Genomic DNA, 19,618 nt, shown 5'->3' on the forward strand with positions numbered 1-19,618 from the left:
GGTGGGAAAAGGAAAATAGTAAAAAAACACAAGACTGTCTTGATTACTATATGAATTAAAGATTTTAAAGGTCTTCAATGTTTTTTTTACGTTTTTCTTTCAGGTGTTTATAAAAACTAGGTGTGAGTCCCGTTATTTTTTTGAATTGATTGGAAAGAGCACCTACACTACTGTAATTAAGTTTATGGGAAATTTCAGTAAGGTTTAACTCATCATAGATAATCAGTTCTTTGACCCTTTCAATTTTATGGAGGAGAATGAATTGTTCAATGGTGATTCCTTGGTTTTCGGAAAAAATATTAGCGAGATATGTATAATTATAATTTAGTTTTTCACTTAGGTAATTGGAGAATTTAATTTTCGGAAGTTCATCTTCATGATGAATCATTGTAATGATTACATTTTTTATTTTTTCAATGAGCATGGCTCGTTTATCATCCATTAATAAAAGCCCAGATTTCAATAACAAATATTTTAGTTGGTCGCGCTGCGTGTTGGATATCTCCTCCAGAATATCCACTTCACCCAGATCTACTGTTACATAATTTAATCCGAGGTTTTTTAACTTCTCTTTCACAATCATTTTGCAACGATTGCTAACCATATATTTAATGTATAATTTCATTCAGTACATTTAACGAAAGCTGATAATAAATAAATTTTTTAAATTAAATCTAGATTAGCCTAGATTTTACAGGTGACTTTTTTTAAAGTAATTGGTTTTAAAAGAGAAGAAGTTCTATAAAATAAATTCTTTTTATAATTGTAGGTTTGGGTTGGCTTTTAGTTCATTTAATTGAATATAAATATACAGATAATATATTATAAAAAACCACAAAATATTTTGTGGTTTTTTGTTTTTAAAAATGTTCGTAATCGTTAATCGACGGCATCTTCTATTTCATCAGCAGCATCATCAATCGCGTCTCCAGTATCATCTATTGCTTCTTCAACGCTATCTTCTACTTTTTCTCCAGTTGTTTTTTCTCTACAGCTATTAAAGGCCGTCATGGATAGAACAATTATAAATATATATGCTAATTTTTTCATGTTTTAATTTTTAAGGTTATCGATTTTCTTTTATTGGTTCTTATCTTTTAAAACCACCTTTTACAAGTGATAAAATGAATAAGACAATAAACACGAAGAATAGTATTTTAGCTATTCCTGCTGAAGTTCCTGCTACACCACCAAAGCCTAATACTCCAGCAATGATTGCAATAATTATGAATATTATAGTCCACTTTAACATAATTTTTATTTTAAGGGTTAATTATTAAGTTTAATTATTTTTTTGTTGGCTATATAAATTGCGATAACGCGGTATTATTCTTTTGCTTCAGCATTTTCAGCCGATTTTGCTCCCATTCTATTAACAGTATACATGGGTGCAAACTTTAATTTAAGTCCAGCAATTTTTCTGTTATCAGAGCTTGTAAGACCTTCGTTTTCTACAGTATTTTTTCTAGTATCAATAGCTTCATACAATAGTTTAATTTCATCCCAATCTTCTCTAGAATAAGAGTCTTTATTGGTTTGTACAGTATTAACAAATGTTTCATAAACGCTTAGTATGTTGTCTTTATTGATCCATTCAAAAGCCATGTCACCACTATCATCATAATTTGCTCCCAAAAGCGTTTTCCTAAAATTACTTTTGCTAGTACGGATGTCTTCTTTTTCTTTTTCAGCAATTAGATTGGTTTTATAAGTCTCATATTTTAATGTGGCATTATCCACATTTTCTAACAAGACAACTCTTTCTTCGTTATCATCTATGTCCACGCTTGCCATAGATTTATGGTTGTTATACCCATCTTCAATACTTTCCCAATTAGAATAGGCTTCGGCATATTCTAGAGTTGCTATAGAATCCACATAACTTGTGTATTCTTCTACGTTTTGTTTGGCTATTTCTGCTTTTTCATCTTTACATGATGCAAATAATAAGGCAAATAAGCAGATTCCGATTGTTAACTTTATTGTTTTCATAATTTTAATGTTTGATTTTTTTTGAAATTATTTTTGTTGCAAGGTATTGTACGCCGTAACCAAACAAATTTGTGAATATGGAATTTGTTTTGCCTACTAATATTTTTTTTGATAAATAGCCTCCTACTAAACTGAGTGCTGATTCTAGGATATTGCCTTTAAGTTGGGGTTCTTCTTTAATATCGTTTAAGACTCTATTTAATAATCTAGAAGGTCTTAATTCTTTATAGGTAAGGTCTAATTGTCCTTTTAACTCCCTAGTTTTTATTTTTTGTTTGTTTTCTAGAGCTGTAATTTTTGCATCCAAAAGCTGACTTTGATTACTATAATTCTTCATTTTCTTCAGTATTGGATTCTATAAATTCAGGTTTTCTTGATTTTAGTAATTTTTCAATTACCAGATCTGTGATGGGTGCTTTAATTAACCTATCATTGAAAAAATAGAAAATGATGGTAATAACTAAATAGAAACCAGAGACAATTAAAAAGCCTAGGTAATAAGCCCCAAGTAAATTGCCTATTAATAAACTAATGGCAATGTTTACAAAAAGGGTAAATAAAGAAAACACCAAAGCTATTGCTATTCTTGATACTAAAGACGAAACAACATCTGCTGTTACATCTATAGCATTCAATTTATATAGCTCTAAACTAGTTTCGGTATATTCTTTAACTTTATCATAAAGCAATTCTATATGTTTGGCTGTGGTTTCCATTTATTATTGTTTAATAGGTTCTTTTGATTATTTAATAGGTTTTTTTCATATTATCTTTTATTGTTTCTTTTTCTTTATTCAAGAATTCTTCACCGTTTTCTTTAAGAGAGCTATATTTATCTGAAACGGTATCTAAAAAGTCGTTAAAACCTTCTTTTACTTTGTCTTTAGCTTGTTTGCTTTTTTCCGAGATTTTTCTTCTGGTAGCTTCACCTTTGTCTGGGGCGAATAAAACGCCTAAAGTTGCTCCTACTGCTACACCTGCTAACAGGCCTAATATTGTGTTACTTGTTTTCATTTTTTTTAATTTTAATTGTTAATTGTTATTAATTTATTTTAATTATTAAATTCCTCTACCACCACCTATTAATCTTAATAAAATGGCGATTACTGCTATAACTAATAGAATGTGTATTAGTCCGGTTGCGCTGTAAACAAAAACTCCGAATGCCCAACCAATTATTAGGATGACTGCGATGATGTATAATAAACTTCTCATAATATTGTGTTTTATTGGTTAATTATTATTTTAATATTTTAAATGATTCGTCTATATTGGATTTTACCTCCTCGGTACTTCCAAATGAATTTACCACCCTGATAGCTTCTTCTAAATTTACCGATACACCAGAGGCCTGACCAGAATTGGTTATTATATTCCAGGTGTAAACCTTATTTCCTAAATCTTCATTGATTAAAGACATCGGGATAATATTCTTTTTAAGAATTTTAGCATTGTTTGTTAGCAATGTTATTTCTTCATTTACACCATCCATACTCAAACAGGTTCCTGTAAACGATCCCAGTTCTGTTTCTATACTCCATTTATATACCTGTATAACTTTATCCTCTGCCTCCATATCATTTTTTTTTGTTGCTGCATTCATTTGGTTTGAGTATAACATCCTCGATGCCGCTATACCAGTTGCAATAATTGAATTTTTCATGACGTTAATTTTTAGTATTTATATATCTTGAGCTTCTTGGTTTAATTTATTTAAAGCAGATTCAATTTTGTTTGTATTGGATATTAATTCATGAGTATCTCTAACTGCTAATACTTTAAATTCTACATTATTCGTTGTTTTTCCTAAAGTTTCTAGCAACCGTATTTGTGTTTTTATCTTATTTAAGATTATTTTTAATTTTTTTTCTATAAATTCATTATCATCAACATTTTTCAATTCAAATTCATTGCTTATGTTTATATAGTTTGGAATTGAAATAAGTTTATCTTCTGCAAGTTTTTTGTAATTATTAGATATTTCAATGTGCGTTTGTTCCAATCTTTCAGTTAAATGGGCCACATTATCGAGGGTATCAACATACTCTATGGCCTCACATAATTCTAGAATATCCAAATTGTTTTTTGAAACACTAAGCAATAACTCAGCCTCTTTTTTGTATATGTTTATTCTAGTTTGAATGTCACTTACAATGTCATTCTCATCTTTGTCATTTTCTAAAATGTAATTACAAGAAATTAATGTGAGAGTTGCAAATACCGACATCAATATCAGTTTTACCATGTTTCTAAATTTCATTTCTTCTTCCTTTACACTGCATTACAAATATGCAATGGAATGATGCTTTTTGTGTTATAATATTTTTTACAATGCTTATAGAATTTACATTTCTTTTAATTTGATGCTTTATTGAATAAGTTTAATACAAATATGCGATGGCCTGCTACTTTTTATGTTACAGTATTATGGAGTATGGTTACAATATTCCAACATTTGTATTTAACACTAAAAAGAATACATATGAATTAACCTATCAAAAGCACTTGTAAGGTCTTATTGTATTAAAAAATGGAAAATTTATAAAAAGGGAAGGTAAATAGTAAATGTGGCACCAATATTAGGTTTGCCATTTGCGAAAATAAAACCTTGGTGGTTTTCAACTATTTTTTTACAAATAGATAACCCTATGCCTGTACCAGAATATTCATGCTTATTATGAAGACGGTTAAAAAGCACAAAAATGTTTTCGGCATATTTATTATCAAAACCAATACCATTATCTGAAAACTTAATTTTATGATAATATGGTTTTTTAGGCCTTAGTATTCTTGGTTCTTCTGAAGCTATTACTTTACTATAAGTAATACGTATTTCTGGGGTTCTGTCATTTGATTTATATTTTAACGAATTAGTTATTAAGTTTGAAAACAGTTGCTGTATTTGAAAAGGAATGACTTTAATGGACGGAATATGGTTTGATGCAATAATGGCATTTTCATCGGTTATCGATTCTGCTAGATCTAATTTTGCATTTTCTAATAATGTATTTATATCAGCGACTTCAAATGCTTTGTCTGCTTTGTTTGTTCTTGAAAATTGCAATAAATCATCAATTAACATCCGCATTCTAGTGGCTGCATTTTTTATTCGATCCACATATAATACGCCTGAGTCGGATAATTTACTGGCTTCTTTATCTTCAAATCTGGACAGAAATGTCTGTATTTTTCTTAATGGTTCTTGTAAATCATGGCTGGCAACATAGTTAAATGCCGAGAGTTCTTTATTATTTCGCTCTAGTTCTAAATTACGTTCTTCTAGAGTTTTAAAATGTTCAATTTCGTCAGTAATATCAGTGGTAATTCCTAACAGTTGTTTTTTGCCATCAACGTTTTTATGTAATTTTGCGCAAGCTTTAAAGTGTTTTGTAGCCCCATTTTTTTGAACAATTCTATAATGTATAAAAGAGAGGTCGGCATACGTCATCATTCTATCAATATCCTTCCTAAATTTCTCCAAATCTTCAGGATGTACAAAATTCAAAAAATTATCTAATGTTGGTTTAAAAGATTGAGGTTCTTCCCCCAATAATCTATATAAATTATCAGAATAGATAAAGGTACTTTCTTCTATATCCCAAATCCAGTTGCCTTGTTTGCCAATAATTTCAGATTGTTCTGTAGATTCCTTAAAAATTTCTAATTGCTCATTCGCCGATTTTATTTTCTTTAAGTCACTAATAATTTTACTATAAGTTAGAAACATGAGTACTAAAGATAATAACAAGACCATGTATAAAAACATGGGCGTAAGCTTTAAATCAGAATCGTATGTTTGCTGTCTTTTATTTAACAATTGGTTTTCAGAATCTATCATTCCTTTAATTTTGACCCTGATAGTATCCATCAATTTTTTTCCATTAGAGAAATTTTCATTGAAATTTTGATCCTCATAATTGCCGACTGATGAAAACCTAAAGGCTTTTTCAAAATACTCCATACGTTTATCTATCAGAATATTAAGCTCTTTAAGATTGTTTTGCAAGGTTGTATTGTCGCTTCCTAGCACTTTTAACTCGGCAAAACTGTAATTAATATTTTCTCTTCCAGTGTGGTATGGCTCAAGGTATATAGGATCGTTTGTTATTATAAATCCTTGTTGTCCAGTTTCGGCATCTTTTAAATGAGAAAATATTTTTTCTAACTCAACGTTTGTTTTGTAGGTTTTGGTCAATAAAGCTGAAGATTGAGATAAATCTTCTATTTTTTTATAGGTTGTGCCACCAATTACTAGAATTACAAAAGCAGATATAAAGAAAATGCTTTTTATTAACCAAGATTTATTTAGTATTCTAGTGGGCATAATTTTTATAATCTTAGAAGGAAATTATCCTTATTCAAACCATTTGTATAGTACTGCCAATTTATGGTAACAACCTCTTCCAATACTTTTTTGAGCGTTTTAAAGTCGTTGGGCTTTTTAATATAGATGTTTGCTCCCATAACAAAAGTTTTTTCAATATCTTCTTCTGATGCTGATGTTGAATAAATAGCAATAGCTATATCTTTAAATTTATCATTTTTCTTCATTTCTTGTAAGCACTCTAATCCAGATTTTCTGGGCATATTTAAATCTAAAAACAATACATTTGGAAGCACGGTGCCTTCTGAATTCAAATAATCCATTAAATAAACACCATCGTTAAACGTTTTTACCCGTGTGGTTATTTTTAGTTCGTCAAAGGCATCAGAAAAAAACAAACGATCATCCTCATCATCGTCTGCCAATATTATATTTATGTAATCTTCATGCATAATTTAGTTGGTTTGACTCTTTAACTCACGTCTTTTGGTAATAATTCGCTGAAAAGCAGACGGAGTAATGCCTGTAGTGTTTTTAAACTGAGTGCTTAAATGAGCCACACTGGAATAATTGAGTTTAAATGCAATCTCAGTTAAATTTAAGTTTTCATTTATTATTAGCTGTTTGGTATATTCTATTTTTTGAAGAATAATAAAATTTTCAATGGAAGTGTATGTGACTTCAGAAAACAAATTGGACAGATAGCCATAGCTATGCCCTAAAGTATCTGATAAATAAGCGGAGGCTTTTAAATTGGTAGGGGTGTCATTATTAAATACCATATCCGTTATGGTATCTTTTATTTTTTGTACCAATATGCTTTTTTGATTTTCAACAATTTCAATGGAATACGCAGTTAAATCATTAGAAAAACGTTCTAGTCTATCAGCCGATACCTTTTCTAAAAGCTTAACCTCACCAAAACCAACAATTTTATGTTTTATATTGTGTTCCAGTAATTTTTCATTTAAGACTTTTCTACATATGGCATTAAAATCAAACTTTAAATGTAATTTCATAAGAAATATTTGTCTTGTAAATTTAAAACTAATTATGAACAAATTTGTATAAGATATTTAAAACGTTTATGGTGTTTAAACATTTTAAAGTCGTATTTTCCAAAATTAACTTTAAATATTAGTTTTTACTTCTTATTTCCCTCCATTTTTTTAATCTGCTTTTTGCCCTGGTACGGAGGTGTTTATTAACAGGGTCACCTATTAAAAATCCGTATGCTTCATATCCAGGCGAATTATCAAAAATTATTTTTAAGGTTGCTGTAATAGGTAATGCCACAATCATTCCAGCAATGCCCCAAAGCATTGAAAAAACAATAAATGAAAGTATGGCAATAAAAGCATTAATGCTCACTTTAGAACCGGTTATTTTAGGCGTTATAAAGTTGCCTTCTAAAAATTGTATAAACATAAATATAGCAACAACTCCAAATGCGTACCAAGCACTATCTTTGGTTGCTAGGGCAACAACAGCTGGAATTATGGAACCAATTAATATACCAACATATGGTATTAATAATAAAATGGCTGCAAAAAAACCAAAAAAGAAGGCATGATCAATTCCTAAAATAAGCAATCCTATGGTATTTAATATGCCAACTATAAATATTACTTTAATTAATCCTAATAAATAGTTTTGTTGAATATTATAGATTTTTCCAATCATTATGTTTAAAAAATCCTTTGATTTGTGTCTAAACACCTTGTAATAGAAAGTTCTAAAAAAACTTCTGTAATACAAAAAGAAAAATAGGTAAATGGGAATTAAAACAAGATTACTGATTAAAGATCCAGATTGTGTTATAAATTCGCCAATTTTATCAAAGTTACCTTTTAAGACATTCTCAATTTTTAAGTCTCTAGAGAACAACGGGTCCCTGCTGTTCATATTAAAAGTTCTTTGAAGAAATTCTATGAAATTGTAATAAATTTCGGATATGTTTTTTGTGTAATCTTCACCATTATTACTTATGCTATTTAATTGAAAATATATTAGAGTTCCAATAAGGGTTGTAGCAAAAAAAATAATAAGGAGGGAACATATGGTAGCAAATAAGCGGTGAAATCGCCATTTGTGTTCTAAAAACCCTTGAACGGGATATATCATAACCGCTAATATAATGGCGTATAAAATGGGCATTATAAGCGGTTTTAGTATATACAGTACAAATACAATTGTAATGAGGGTAAGTAACCCAAAAAGAGGGTGGTAGTTTGTATTTTTAGGATTCATTTGGTTAAGATAAAAATAAATTTATAAATCTGCCTTACTAACCATAATAGTAATTCTCTAACCAACCAACCAAAATTAATATAGAATTAAAAGTAGCTTTCGGGCAGATATTTATAATATTACAAATCTGAGATTATCTTATGCAATTCTTCTTTGGATTTTCCTATTTTCTCTTGAATTTTTCCAAGGGTTTCTTCTTCTTTTCCTTCTGCCATTAGCAAATCATCATCTGTTAATGTGGCATATTTTTGTTTTAATTTACCTTTTAATTCTTTCCAATTTCCTTTCAATTCGGTCGTGTTCATATTTAAAGTTTTAAAATGTTAAATTATAATTGTTGATATATTACAGGGAGTCCAAGCTAAATATTATGTTCTTAGATAAATTTTTACTACCTAGGTTATACCCTTTTTATCAATTGCAATTTTAGTAACCAAAATTGTGCCTGTACTCTTAAGTATATATCTTGGTACAAAGTTAAAATAGTGATGAGGTTATGGGTTACAGAATTTTTTGAGAATGTTATATAATTTTATGAATGCCAATAAAACGTGCTTTAAAATATTACAAGAAAATTAGTCTAGGGCATTTTTGGTTATATAATACCTCCAGCCAATGATGGCCATTTGTAGTTTATTGGCTTTAGCGAGGTCTAATTGTTTTTTAGAATAACTGGGTAAAACTAGTTTGTTGATTGTTGCTAAAATCTTGAATACTTGTTTTTTCATTTTTAAAATCCTTCTTAGAAAACAAAAATAGTAAAACTTATTCTAGACTAAGTTTTACTTGTTTTTGGTTTAGAATATAATTGAAATTATAATTTTAATTATTAATTCAATTACAAGTTCGACAAGTGTGATCATAATTTTAGGTTTTACAGTTAATAATTAGAGTTTGATATTCAATTGAATTTTGAAGATATATATTTAACAATGTTTGTACTTCATGATTTTATATAAATCGATGAATTTGCATATAAATATGTAACATAAAAAACAATATTAATATCATATTTAATATTACGCCCTTCATTTTTGTTTAAAATATTAACCAATAATTATGTTTTCTGTTTTAAATTGTAATAATTGTAGGGTGTTTTGGAGGTGTTTTTAAAAATCGTAGATGCTAAAACCTGTAAAAAGATACTTTTTTGGAATTTTGGTTGTTTTGAATCTCTAATTTATTAAGAAATATGTGTCACCCTGAACTTGTTTCAGGGTCTCATTGATAAAGTCTTTGATCTCGAAAAAAGATGGGATGCTGAGATGCTGAAACAAGTTTAGCATGACAATGAGGAATTATAATATTTTGAAATAAAAAAGCACTCCCAAAAGTAGTGCTTAAAAATGATAAAATAGCTAGCAATTTACTTTTTGGTCGTGATTTCTATAAAACCGTTTTTGCCTTTTTTGCCGTATTTTTTTGTGGCAGTCTCATCTTTTAAAACGGTCATGGATTCAACGGTGTCAGGGTTTAGCTTTTCAAATTCTTCTTGAGGTAATTCTTTGCCATCAACGAGAATCAGAGGATGTTTATCTTTTCCTATATCCAATTTATGTCCAATTCTGATTGTAGTTGTAGAATCAAGTTTAGTAGCATATCCAGTTACTTTTATATCAGAATTGAGTTTGATAGATTCTTTCAAAGTAATCTCAACAACACCATTTTTGCCTTTGTCACCGTATATTTTTGTGTGTTTTTCATCTTTTAGTACGTTAACACTTTCAATGTTGTCTGGATTTAATGCTTTAACTATATCTTCAGTAACTTCTTTTCCGTTTATTATATATAGCGGGGTTTCACCTATACCTCTTATACGGATTCTATTTAAGGTATCCTCTGTTGCTTCGGCATCAAACGTTTTACCTACTATAAAGTTGGTTTCCCACTTGGTAGTAATTTCAATAACACCATTTTTGCCTTTATCACCGTATTTTTTAGTGGCATTTTCGTCTTTTAATACATTAACGGCTTGCACATTGTCACTAGACAACTTTTCTGCTTCTTCTTCGGTAATTTGTTTTCCGTCAACTATAAATAATGGAGCTCCGTCAACACTATCAGAAAATAAATTTTTGATAGTTTTAGTTTTTTTATAAGCGGCTGCCTTTTCTTTGGAGGAAAATCCCATGACAATTTTTTCGGATGTATTGCCAATATTGATGGAATTATTTGAACTGTCAAGTTCTATTTTAATTGGTTTTATGGGAATAACAGAGCTAGTATTAAAGTTGGCATTTTTTGATTCATTACTTATAGATAAATCTATTGAGGTAATCAAACCATCTTTCGTTCTTTTTAAATTGCTGATTTCAAAGGTGTAGCCTTTACTTCTTAGATCTGATTTTATTTGAGTAAACTGTTCATCAGTAGTGCCATCCATAATGTAAAATGTGAAAGGATTATTTAATGTTTGTTTACTATTTGGAATTAAATCATTTTTATTAGTATTTGTTTTTTCAACATAAACCTCTTCCGTATTAAAACCCATTAAGAATAGAGCCAAAACAGGAATTACTAATGCATACTTTAATTGATTGATTTTTTTTGATTTTGATTTGTGTAACATAACGATTCGTTTTTTGATTAATGAATTATAAAAATGATTGCTTAAAGCCATTTGATGAGATGGCATGCTTGTTTTAAGTAAGGTGTATTGGTAACTTTTTGCGCAGTTGTATTGGTTTAAAGTACGTTTGTCTGCAATAAACTCTAGGTTTTGTTTTAAATCCTTGTTATAAAACCACATAAACGGATTGAACCAAAGCACAACACAGAATAATTGGGTTATTAAAATATCTACGGAATGGTATTGTTTGGCATGTGTTTTTTCATGTTCAATAATATGTTCTAGTTCGGTTTGGTTGAATTTTTCAGGATTGTAAACAATCCATTTAAAAAAGGAAAACGGGGAGGTATTGTTTTGAGTTTCTATAAAAATAAAACGATCTTTTTTAATGCCTTTATTGTTATAGATTATCCTTATTAATGACAATAATTGAATGAATAAGCGTCCTAAAAAAAACAAAACACCCAGGGCATAAATAAGTGGTAAATAATCTAAAATATTAAAGGGTTTTTCAATGGTTTCAGTTGAAAGTTGTTCGGTTACCCTGATATCTGTAAACGATATAGGTGTGTAGTCTATATAAACAGGAATGACCAAAAACGGAATCAGCAACGACGATATAGGACCGATTATTAAAAACCATCGGTTCGATTCAAAAAAGGTATCTCGCTGTAAAAACAATTTATAGATGATGTAAAATATGGTGACAACCGCCGTGACTTTTAATAAATATTCCATGCTATTTTTTGTTTTCTATTAATGCAATAATTTCCTTAAGTTCTTCTACACTAATCTTTTCCTCCTTAGCAAAAAACGACACCATATTTTTATAAGAGTTATTGAAATAATTATCAATAGCCGTATTCATAAATCCTTTTCTATAGGTTTCCTTACTAACAATAGGGTAGTATTCATGGGTTTTCCCATAAGCTTTATAAGACACATAACCTTTCTCTTCCAAATTCCTGATGATGGTAGATAAGGTGTTGTAATGTGGTTTGTCTTCCTTTATTTCTGCCATGACATCTTTTACAAAACCTTTTTCCAGTTTCCATAAAATATGCATGATTTCTTCTTCTTTATTTGTTAGCTTTTCCATGTCTAATTAATTTAAACAAACATATAACTATTTTAGTAGTTATACAACTATTTGTGTAGTTATTTAACGAAATTTTTAGTTTTTTAAAAAACTTTTCACTTTTCACTTTAGACTTTTCACTTTAATTTATCTTCGTAAAAAAATTACTTATGAGCATTCTTTTGGTTATTCTTGGGTTAGTGTTGTTGGTAATAGGAGGTGAGTTCCTAGTTAGGTCATCTGTGGCGCTGTCATTTAAGTTCAACATTTCAAAGATGGTTATTGGTATGACAATCGTGTCGTTTGCAACTTCTGCACCAGAACTATTGGTAAGTCTTCAAGCGGCATTATCTGGTTCGCCAGCCATTGCGATAAATAATGTTATAGGATCTAATATTGCCAATATTGGATTGGTTTTAGGTATTACAGCTTTAGTGAGTCCCATTGCGGTAGATAAATCGTTCTACAAGCTTAATTGGCCCGTCATGATGCTCTTTTCTTTAGTGTTGTATTATTTTTTATATAATGATAACATGTTGTCTTTTATAGAAGGTGGTATATTATTTATAGGTATCATACTTTTTTTAGTAGTATTAATAAAAATGTCCAAAAAGTATGAGGAAGCTGAGTTAGCTGAAGAAGTGGATGAATTATTATCTGTTGTGTCTAATTTTAAAATAATTATTTGGTTGCTTATAGGTGCTGCTTCATTGTATTTTGGTAGTGAATGGCTAGTACAAGGCGCTAAAGACATTGCGTTGTCTATTGGAGTAAGTGAAGCAGTTATTGGGGTGTCTTTAATAGCTATTGGAACGAGTGTGCCAGAGTTGGCGGCATCTGTTATTGCAGCAGCCAAAAAGGAAAAAGCCATTTCTTTGGGGAACTTAATAGGCTCCAATATATTTAATATTGCCTCTGTTTTAGGTTTAACGGCTATGATTACTCCAATTCCTGTTACAGAGCCATTGATTCTTAACAGAGACATTTTTTGGATGCTTGCCTTCGCGTTTGTATTGTTACCATTGGTTTTTATTCCTAAAAAATTTGAAATCACTAAACTTAAAGGATTATTATTGGTTGCAGTTTATGGTGTTTTTATGTTTCTAATTTTTACTTCTTAATACTATAATTAGGTCTGTTTAAAAAATAAAGAAGACCTACATTTTACTGTAAGCCTTCTTTATTATGAACAAAATTCTATTTTTAAAACTGATTATACTTTAGCAGATTTTACAGTTTTTACAATTCTAGCTGCAATTTTGTATGGGTCACCATTAGAAGCTGGACGTCTATCTTCCAACCAACCTTTCCAGCCTTTATTTACTGTAATTAATGGGATACGGATAGAGGCGCCACGGTCAGAAATCCCATAAGAGAAATCATGAATAGAAGCTGTTTCGTGTTTTCCAGTTAATCGTTGGTCATTAAATTCACCATAAACTTCAATATGTTCTTCTACAACAGGTCGGAATGCTTCACATATTTTTTCGTAAATTTCTCTAGATCCACAAGTTCTTAATATTGAGTTAGAAAAATTAGCGTGCATACCAGAACCATTCCAATCCATATCTTTTCCAAGTGGTTTTGGGTGGTATTCTATATAATAGCCATATTTTTCTGTAAGTCTGTCTAATAAATATCTAGCAATCCATAATTCGTCACCTGCTAATTTTGCCCCTTTAGCAAACAATTGAAATTCCCATTGTCCACAAGCAACTTCTTGGTTAATACCTTCAAAATTTAGACCAGCTTGGATACATAAATCGGCATGTTCTTCAACTAAATCCCTACCGTGTGTGTTTAAACCACCAACAGAACAGTAATACATACCTTGTGGTTTTGGATATCCGTTAATTGGGAAACCTAATGGTAATCCAGTAGCCGTATCCATTATAAAATATTCTTGCTCAAAACCAAACCAGAAATCATCATCAGCATCATCAATAGTTGCTCTACCGTTAGATTCATGAGGTGTTCCATCAGCATTGTATACTTCAGTCATTACTAACCAACCATTTACACGTTCAGGATCAGGGTAAATTGCAACAGGAACTAAAGTACAATCAGAAGATCCGCCTTCTGCTTGTCGTGTTGAGGATCCGTCAAAAGACCAGTTTCCTATTTCTTCAAGCGTTCCTTTAAAGTTTTCATGCTCTTCCACTTTGGTTTTACTTCTCATATTCTGAGTCGGAAAATAACCGTCTAACCAAATGTATTCTAATTTAATTTTTGCCATAATAATTATTTTGTAGTTATTAGATATTGACACAAATATAATTTTTTAAGTTATACTGACCATTTTACAGGGTGGTTTTAACGAAGTGCTATGTTATTTTTATTTAAACCCTATTTTTTTATGGTATATTTTAAAAAAACCCTATTATTTTAAATTTATATTATAAAAATGTTAACAGAGTGTTTTTAATAAAATAAGAAAATATCTATTTTAATTATTTATTACGGACCTTGATGCCTATTTTTGTAGTTACGTTTAATGCTTTAAAATATAAATTAATACTTTAAAACTATGTCAACATTAAGATTTCACGCTATTAAAGAATCTCTTGCAAATAGACCAATTTTGGTAGAAGAGAAAGAACGTCGTTCAGATATATTTGGTAAAAATGTTTTCAACGAAAATTCCATGCGTCAATATTTAACAAAAGATGCTTTTAAGGGCGTTATGAATGCTGTAAAACATGGGAAAAAAATTGATAGAAACATTGCCGATCAAGTAGCGTCTTCCATGCGTGATTGGGCATTATCTAAAGGGGTTACCCACTATACACATTGGTTTCAGCCTTTAACCGGAGCGACCGCAGAAAAGCATGATGCCTTTTTTGAAACCATTGGAGATAATGCATCTGTTGAGAAGTTTGGCGGAAGCCAGTTAGTACAGCAAGAACCGGATGCTTCTAGTTTTCCAAGTGGGGGTATTAGAAATACGTTTGAAGCAAGGGGTTACACAGCTTGGGATCCTACATCTCCTGCATTTATTTATGGAAAAACGCTTTGTATTCCAACCATATTTGTGGCTTACACCGGTGAGGCTTTAGATTATAAAACCCCTTTGTTAAGGGCATTGCAAGCGATTGATAGTGCCGCCACCGAGGTATGTAAATATTTTGATAAAAATGTTAGAAAAGTGACCTCGTCGCTGGGCTGGGAGCAAGAATATTTTTTAATTGACAAAGCCTTGGTGGCCAGTCGTCAAGATATCACGTTAACAGGTAGAACATTATTGGGACATTCTTCAGCAAAAGGACAACAATTAGATGATCATTATTTTGGTTCTATTCCTAATAGAGCTTTAAATTTTATGCGCGATTTAGAGGTTGAATGTATGTATTTAGGTATTCCCGTAAAAACACGTCATAATGAAGTGGCTCCCAATCAATTTGAGTTAGCCCCCATTTATGAAGAAGCTAATTTGGCCGTCGATCACAATTCATTATTAATGGATGTCATGGGGCGTGTGGCTTCTAGACACAATTTTAAAGTGTTGTTACATGAAAAACCATTTGCTGGTGTTAATGGTTCGGGGAAACATAATAATTGGTCGTTATCCACAGATACTGGGATAAATCTTTTAGGGCCAGGTAAAACACCCATGAGCAATCTTCAATTTCTGACCTTTTTTGTAAATACCATTAAAGCGGTTCATGATAACGAGGAGCTTTTAAGAGCGACCATTGCATCTGCTGGGAATGACCACAGGTTAGGAGCCAATGAAGCGCCCCCTGCCATCATTTCGGTATTTATAGGAGAGCAATTAACAAAAGTTCTTGAAGATCTGGAAGGTGTTACGAAAGGGAAACTTTCTCCAGAAGAAAAAACAGATCTAAAGCTGAATGTAATTGGAAAAATACCTGATGTATTATTAGATAATACAGATAGAAACAGAACATCACCTTTTGCGTTTACAGGAAATAAATTTGAGTTTAGGGCGGTAGGTTCGCAAGCAAATTGTGCCAACCCTATGACTGTTTTAAATACGATTGTTGCAAAACAATTGAAGGATTTTAAAGTTGAAGTAGATGCGCTTATAGTCGACAAAGACCTAAAGAAAGACGAGGCCATTTTCAATATCCTACGGGAATACATAAAAGGATTAAAAAACATTTTATTTGAAGGTAATGGTTATAGTGAAGCTTGGGAAAAAGAGGCAAAAAAGAGAGGTTTAAGCAACAACAAAACAACTCCAGAAGCTTTAAAAGCTAAAATTTCCAAGAAAACGATCGCTTTATTTGAAGAAATGGAAGTAATGAGTAAAATAGAAATGGAGGCTCGTTATGAGGTCGAAATGGAAGATTACATCAACCACGTTCAAATTGAAAGTCGGGTTTTAGGTGATATAGCCCGTAATCACGTAGTGCCTACAGCGGTTAAATATCAGAATATCTTAATTGACAACGTAAGAGGATTAAAAGATATTTTTGAAGGAAGCTACAAGAAGTTGGCGAAAGAACAATTGGTATTAATCGAAGAAATTTCAATCCACATCGAGAGCATCAATGCAAATGTGACGAAAATGACCAATGAACGCAAGAAAGCGAATGGTATGCAAGATATCGAAGAGAAAGCGAACGCTTATTGTTTTAATGTGAAGCCCTTGTTTGATGATATCCGTTATAATTGTGATAAATTGGAATTGCTTGTTGATGATGAAATTTGGCCATTAACAAAATATAGGGAACTCATGTTTACTAGATAGTTAATCTAAATAATTCCCCGATGGCTCTGCCTCGGGGTTTGCTTCGCCAGTTCGCTTTGCTCGTGTCCAATTCACCTCTCCTTTGGAGAGGTCAGAACTGCCCAAAAGGCAGTTCTGGGTGAGGTGAAATATAAAAATTTCGGTTTTTGGCTCCGAGGTCAAAATGAAACAGGCGAAATATCTCTATGGCTCTGCCTCGAGGATAGTCTGTTTCAAGAAATTTTTTATTTAGAAAATCCCGCTGTAAAAAGCGGGATTTTTTAATTCAAAAAATTAAATTTGCAGCTCAATACCATATTATGAGTCAAGAAGTAAGTAAGCGTTATGCAGGGCGAGGTGTTTCGGCGTCAAAAGAAGATGTTCATAATGCCATAAAAAATATTGATAAAGGATTATTCCCAAAAGCATTCTGCAAAATCGTTCCCGATTATTTAACTAACGATGACAACTACTGCTTGATTATGCATGCTGATGGTGCGGGAACAAAATCATCCTTAGCGTATATGTATTGGAAAGAAACCGGCGATATTTCTGTTTGGAAAGGCATTGCTCAAGATGCGTTGATTATGAATATCGATGATTTATTATGTGTCGGTGCTACCGATAATATCATGCTTTCTTCAACCATTGGCAGAAATAAAAACCTAATTCCTGGTGAGGTTATTTCGGCAATTATTAATGGGACTGAAGCGTTGATTTCAGAATTAAAAACGTTTGGTGTTACCATACATTCCACCGGCGGGGAAACGGCCGATGTGGGTGATTTGGTTCGAACCATTATTGTGGATTCTACAGTAACTGCTAGAATGAAACGAAGTGATGTGATTGATAACGCTAACATCAAAGCAGGCGATGTTATTGTTGGCCTTGAAAGTTTTGGACAAGCCACTTACGAGACCTCTTATAATGGAGGTATGGGGAGTAATGGCCTAACATCGGCTCGACATGATGTGTTCAGCAAATACTTAGCGCAAAAATATCCGGAAAGTTTTGATGCATCAGTCCCTGAGGATTTAGTATATTCTGGACAAATGAAATTAACTGATGCCGTTACAGATTCACCTATCGATGCAGGTAAATTGGTATTATCACCAACCAGAACCTATGCGCCCATTATCAAGAAAATCTTATCAAAATACAATAGCGATGTTATTCATGGCATGGTTCACTGTTCTGGAGGTGCGCAAACTAAAATACTTCATTTTATAGACCAGTTTCATATTATAAAAGACAATATGTTCTCGGTGCCACCATTGTTTAAACTCATTCAACAGCATTCTAAAACCGATTGGAAAGAAATGTATCAGGTTTTTAATTGCGGACATAGAATGGAATTATATGTTTCGGCAGAAGTCGCTAACGATATTATTTCCGTCTCCAAATCCTTTAACGTGGATGCTAAAATTATAGGTCGTGTGGAAGCTTCAAAAATTAAAAAGCTTACAATAAAAAGTGAGTTTGGGGAGTTTAGTTATTAAATTCTGATTAGTGCCCTAAAAAAGCGGGGCGGTTTTTTCAAAAACAATAATTTTTAAATTAAGCTTTAATGTCTGTTTCAGTAGACAAAAGATTCATAGCCTAAACATGAAGAATATTTTTTTTATTCTATTTTGCGCCCTTTTTAACTTCTCAATGGCGCAACCAGATTCACTATTTTTAAAAGATAAAGAGGAAAAAGAAAAAGGACCAGAATGGATTCTAAAGAATAAGTTCAGTGTAGACTTAAATGAAGTCGCCTTTGTGAATTGGAATGCTGGAGGTAGCAACTCCATATCCGCATTAATAGGCTATCAATTTTCTTATAATTATTCTGATAAGTATTTTTTTTGGAGGAACAATCTTGTCGCAGGTTATGGTGTAAATAGCCAGCAAGGAAGGGAGGCGAGAAAAACGACGGATTTATTGGAGATAAATTCGAGTTTCGGATTTAGTCCAGACGAAAAATCAAATTGGTTTTATTCAGCTCGATTTAATTTTAATACCCAATTTGCCGAAGGGTATCAATATCCCAATATAGATAAGCCTATATCGAAGTTTATGGCGCCGGGCTATTTGTTTTTTGGAGGCGGTATGGAATATGGGCGCAATATTGATGAATTGTCTTTTTATTTATCACCTCTGACTCTAAAAGCCACATTTGTATTGGATGATGATTTAGCAAATGCAGGCAAGTTTGGTGTAATTCCTGCCGTTTTTGATGTAGATGGAAATGTTATTAGGCCAGGGAAGAATAAAAGAACAGAAGCGGGTATTTTGGTTACAAATAGTTATCAAATGGAAGTTGCTCAAAACGTTGTTGCAACAAACTCTCTGAGTCTATATTCGGACTATATAAATAATTTTGGTAATGTAGATGTTGATTGGCGGTTGAACTTCGATTTTAAGGTGAACAGTTTTGTGAGAGCAACATTCGAATCCCATATTAGGTATGATGATGATGTAAAAACAACCGTGCCTTCTGCTATTGAAGGGGAATTTGATGAAGCTGGTGCTAAAGTTCAATGGAAACAATTTTTAGGGATTGGCTTTGCGGTCGATTTTTAAAATGTGTTTTCTTTTTTGTTATTTAAAAAATTTGTTAACTTTTTAATGTTAATAAAAATTTAAAACATTGAAAATAAGATTATTAACAGTTGTGTCTTGATAACTTTATGATATTTATCATGTATTAAGTTTAATTTATGTTGTTAC

General features: G+C 31.4%; 23 protein-coding genes. 4 read left to right on the forward strand and 19 right to left on the reverse strand.

Annotation, left to right across the window (positions count from 1 at the left end; genetic code table 11):
* Positions 1-64 precede the first annotated feature (64 nt).
* The 18 genes from CSW08_RS04950 to CSW08_RS05025 all read right to left on the reverse strand — a co-directional run bounded on the left by CSW08_RS04950 (position 65) and on the right by CSW08_RS05025 (position 12,234).
* The gene (locus CSW08_RS04950; RefSeq protein ID WP_106658804.1) at positions 65-625 is read right to left on the reverse strand and encodes a helix-turn-helix domain-containing protein; all 561 of its coding nucleotides are present in this window, start codon (positions 623-625) and stop codon (positions 65-67) included.
* Positions 626-879: 254 nt separating this feature from the next.
* Positions 880-1,050: a hypothetical protein gene (locus tag CSW08_RS18230; RefSeq protein ID WP_203226849.1), complete on the reverse strand. Its 171-nt coding sequence runs from the start codon at positions 1,048-1,050 to the stop codon at positions 880-882.
* Between the two features lie 40 nt (positions 1,051-1,090).
* Entirely contained in the window at positions 1,091-1,252 is a 162-nt protein-coding gene (locus CSW08_RS04955) for a DUF1328 domain-containing protein (protein ID WP_106658805.1), read from the reverse strand.
* A gap of 74 nt (positions 1,253-1,326) precedes the next feature.
* Positions 1,327-1,992 (reverse strand): hypothetical protein, encoded by a 666-nt coding sequence (locus CSW08_RS04960; RefSeq protein WP_106658806.1) that lies wholly within the window; start codon positions 1,990-1,992, stop codon positions 1,327-1,329.
* Positions 1,993-1,996: 4 nt separating this feature from the next.
* Positions 1,997-2,329, reverse strand: a complete 333-nt coding sequence (locus CSW08_RS04965) for a hypothetical protein (protein WP_106658807.1) — start codon at positions 2,327-2,329, stop codon at positions 1,997-1,999.
* On the reverse strand, positions 2,316-2,708 hold the full coding sequence (locus CSW08_RS04970) for a hypothetical protein (RefSeq protein WP_106658808.1): 393 nt from the start codon (positions 2,706-2,708) through the stop codon (positions 2,316-2,318). Before CSW08_RS04970 ends, CSW08_RS04965 begins: the two co-directional genes overlap by 14 nt.
* A 31-nt stretch (positions 2,709-2,739) precedes the next feature.
* Complete coding sequence (locus CSW08_RS04975; RefSeq protein WP_106658809.1) at positions 2,740-3,006, reverse strand: YtxH domain-containing protein; 267 nt, start codon at positions 3,004-3,006, stop codon at positions 2,740-2,742.
* A gap of 45 nt (positions 3,007-3,051) precedes the next feature.
* Complete coding sequence (locus CSW08_RS18070; RefSeq protein WP_157805323.1) at positions 3,052-3,207, reverse strand: lmo0937 family membrane protein; 156 nt, start codon at positions 3,205-3,207, stop codon at positions 3,052-3,054.
* Positions 3,208-3,232: 25 nt separating this feature from the next.
* Positions 3,233-3,655, reverse strand: a complete 423-nt coding sequence (locus tag CSW08_RS04980) for a hypothetical protein (RefSeq protein WP_157831425.1) — start codon at positions 3,653-3,655, stop codon at positions 3,233-3,235.
* An 18-nt stretch (positions 3,656-3,673) separates the two neighbouring features.
* A complete protein-coding gene (locus CSW08_RS04985; RefSeq protein WP_106658811.1) occupies positions 3,674-4,252 on the reverse strand; it encodes a hypothetical protein in 579 nt (192 codons plus the stop codon).
* A 279-nt stretch (positions 4,253-4,531) separates the two neighbouring features.
* Positions 4,532-6,316: a CHASE3 domain-containing protein gene (locus CSW08_RS04990; protein ID WP_106658812.1), complete on the reverse strand. Its 1,785-nt coding sequence runs from the start codon at positions 6,314-6,316 to the stop codon at positions 4,532-4,534.
* Positions 6,317-6,321: 5 nt separating this feature from the next.
* A complete protein-coding gene (locus CSW08_RS04995) occupies positions 6,322-6,768 on the reverse strand; it encodes a response regulator (protein WP_106658813.1) in 447 nt (148 codons plus the stop codon).
* A gap of 3 nt (positions 6,769-6,771) precedes the next feature.
* Entirely contained in the window at positions 6,772-7,335 is a 564-nt protein-coding gene (locus tag CSW08_RS05000; protein WP_106658814.1) for a helix-turn-helix domain-containing protein, read from the reverse strand.
* 118 nt (positions 7,336-7,453) lie between these two features.
* Positions 7,454-8,566, reverse strand: a complete 1,113-nt coding sequence (locus CSW08_RS05005) for an AI-2E family transporter (protein WP_106658815.1) — start codon at positions 8,564-8,566, stop codon at positions 7,454-7,456.
* A 119-nt stretch (positions 8,567-8,685) separates the two neighbouring features.
* Complete coding sequence (locus CSW08_RS05010) at positions 8,686-8,871, reverse strand: CsbD family protein (protein ID WP_106658816.1); 186 nt, start codon at positions 8,869-8,871, stop codon at positions 8,686-8,688.
* A 270-nt stretch (positions 8,872-9,141) separates the two neighbouring features.
* On the reverse strand, positions 9,142-9,294 hold the full coding sequence (locus CSW08_RS05015; RefSeq protein WP_106658817.1) for an SsrA-binding protein: 153 nt from the start codon (positions 9,292-9,294) through the stop codon (positions 9,142-9,144).
* 638 nt (positions 9,295-9,932) lie between these two features.
* Positions 9,933-11,873 carry a M56 family metallopeptidase gene (locus CSW08_RS05020; protein ID WP_106658818.1) on the reverse strand — a complete coding sequence of 647 codons (1,941 nt, stop codon included), beginning with the start codon at positions 11,871-11,873 and terminating at the stop codon, positions 9,933-9,935.
* Position 11,874: 1 nt separating this feature from the next.
* Entirely contained in the window at positions 11,875-12,234 is a 360-nt protein-coding gene (locus CSW08_RS05025; RefSeq protein ID WP_106658819.1) for a BlaI/MecI/CopY family transcriptional regulator, read from the reverse strand.
* Between the two features lie 149 nt (positions 12,235-12,383).
* Between CSW08_RS05025 and CSW08_RS05030 the strand changes: the two genes are divergently transcribed.
* Complete coding sequence (locus CSW08_RS05030) at positions 12,384-13,334, forward strand: calcium/sodium antiporter (protein WP_106658820.1); 951 nt, start codon at positions 12,384-12,386, stop codon at positions 13,332-13,334.
* Between the two features lie 92 nt (positions 13,335-13,426).
* Here CSW08_RS05030 and CSW08_RS05035 read toward each other — a convergent pair whose 3' ends face one another.
* Entirely contained in the window at positions 13,427-14,449 is a 1,023-nt protein-coding gene (locus CSW08_RS05035; RefSeq protein WP_106658821.1) for a glutamine synthetase beta-grasp domain-containing protein, read from the reverse strand.
* Positions 14,450-14,740: 291 nt separating this feature from the next.
* Between CSW08_RS05035 and CSW08_RS05040 the strand changes: the two genes are divergently transcribed.
* From CSW08_RS05040 to CSW08_RS05050, 3 genes are all read left to right on the forward strand, one after another.
* Positions 14,741-16,927 carry a glutamine synthetase III family protein gene (locus CSW08_RS05040; protein ID WP_106658822.1) on the forward strand — a complete coding sequence of 729 codons (2,187 nt, stop codon included), beginning with the start codon at positions 14,741-14,743 and terminating at the stop codon, positions 16,925-16,927.
* 299 nt (positions 16,928-17,226) lie between these two features.
* Positions 17,227-18,405, forward strand: coding sequence for an AIR synthase related protein (locus tag CSW08_RS05045; protein WP_106658823.1), 1,179 nt, complete (start codon positions 17,227-17,229; stop codon positions 18,403-18,405).
* Between the two features lie 106 nt (positions 18,406-18,511).
* On the forward strand, positions 18,512-19,471 hold the full coding sequence (locus CSW08_RS05050; RefSeq protein WP_106658824.1) for a DUF3078 domain-containing protein: 960 nt from the start codon (positions 18,512-18,514) through the stop codon (positions 19,469-19,471).
* Positions 19,472-19,618: the final 147 nt, after the last annotated feature.

This window comes from Confluentibacter flavum (assembly GCF_002843175.1).
Taxonomy (GTDB): domain Bacteria; phylum Bacteroidota; class Bacteroidia; order Flavobacteriales; family Flavobacteriaceae; genus Confluentibacter; species Confluentibacter flavum.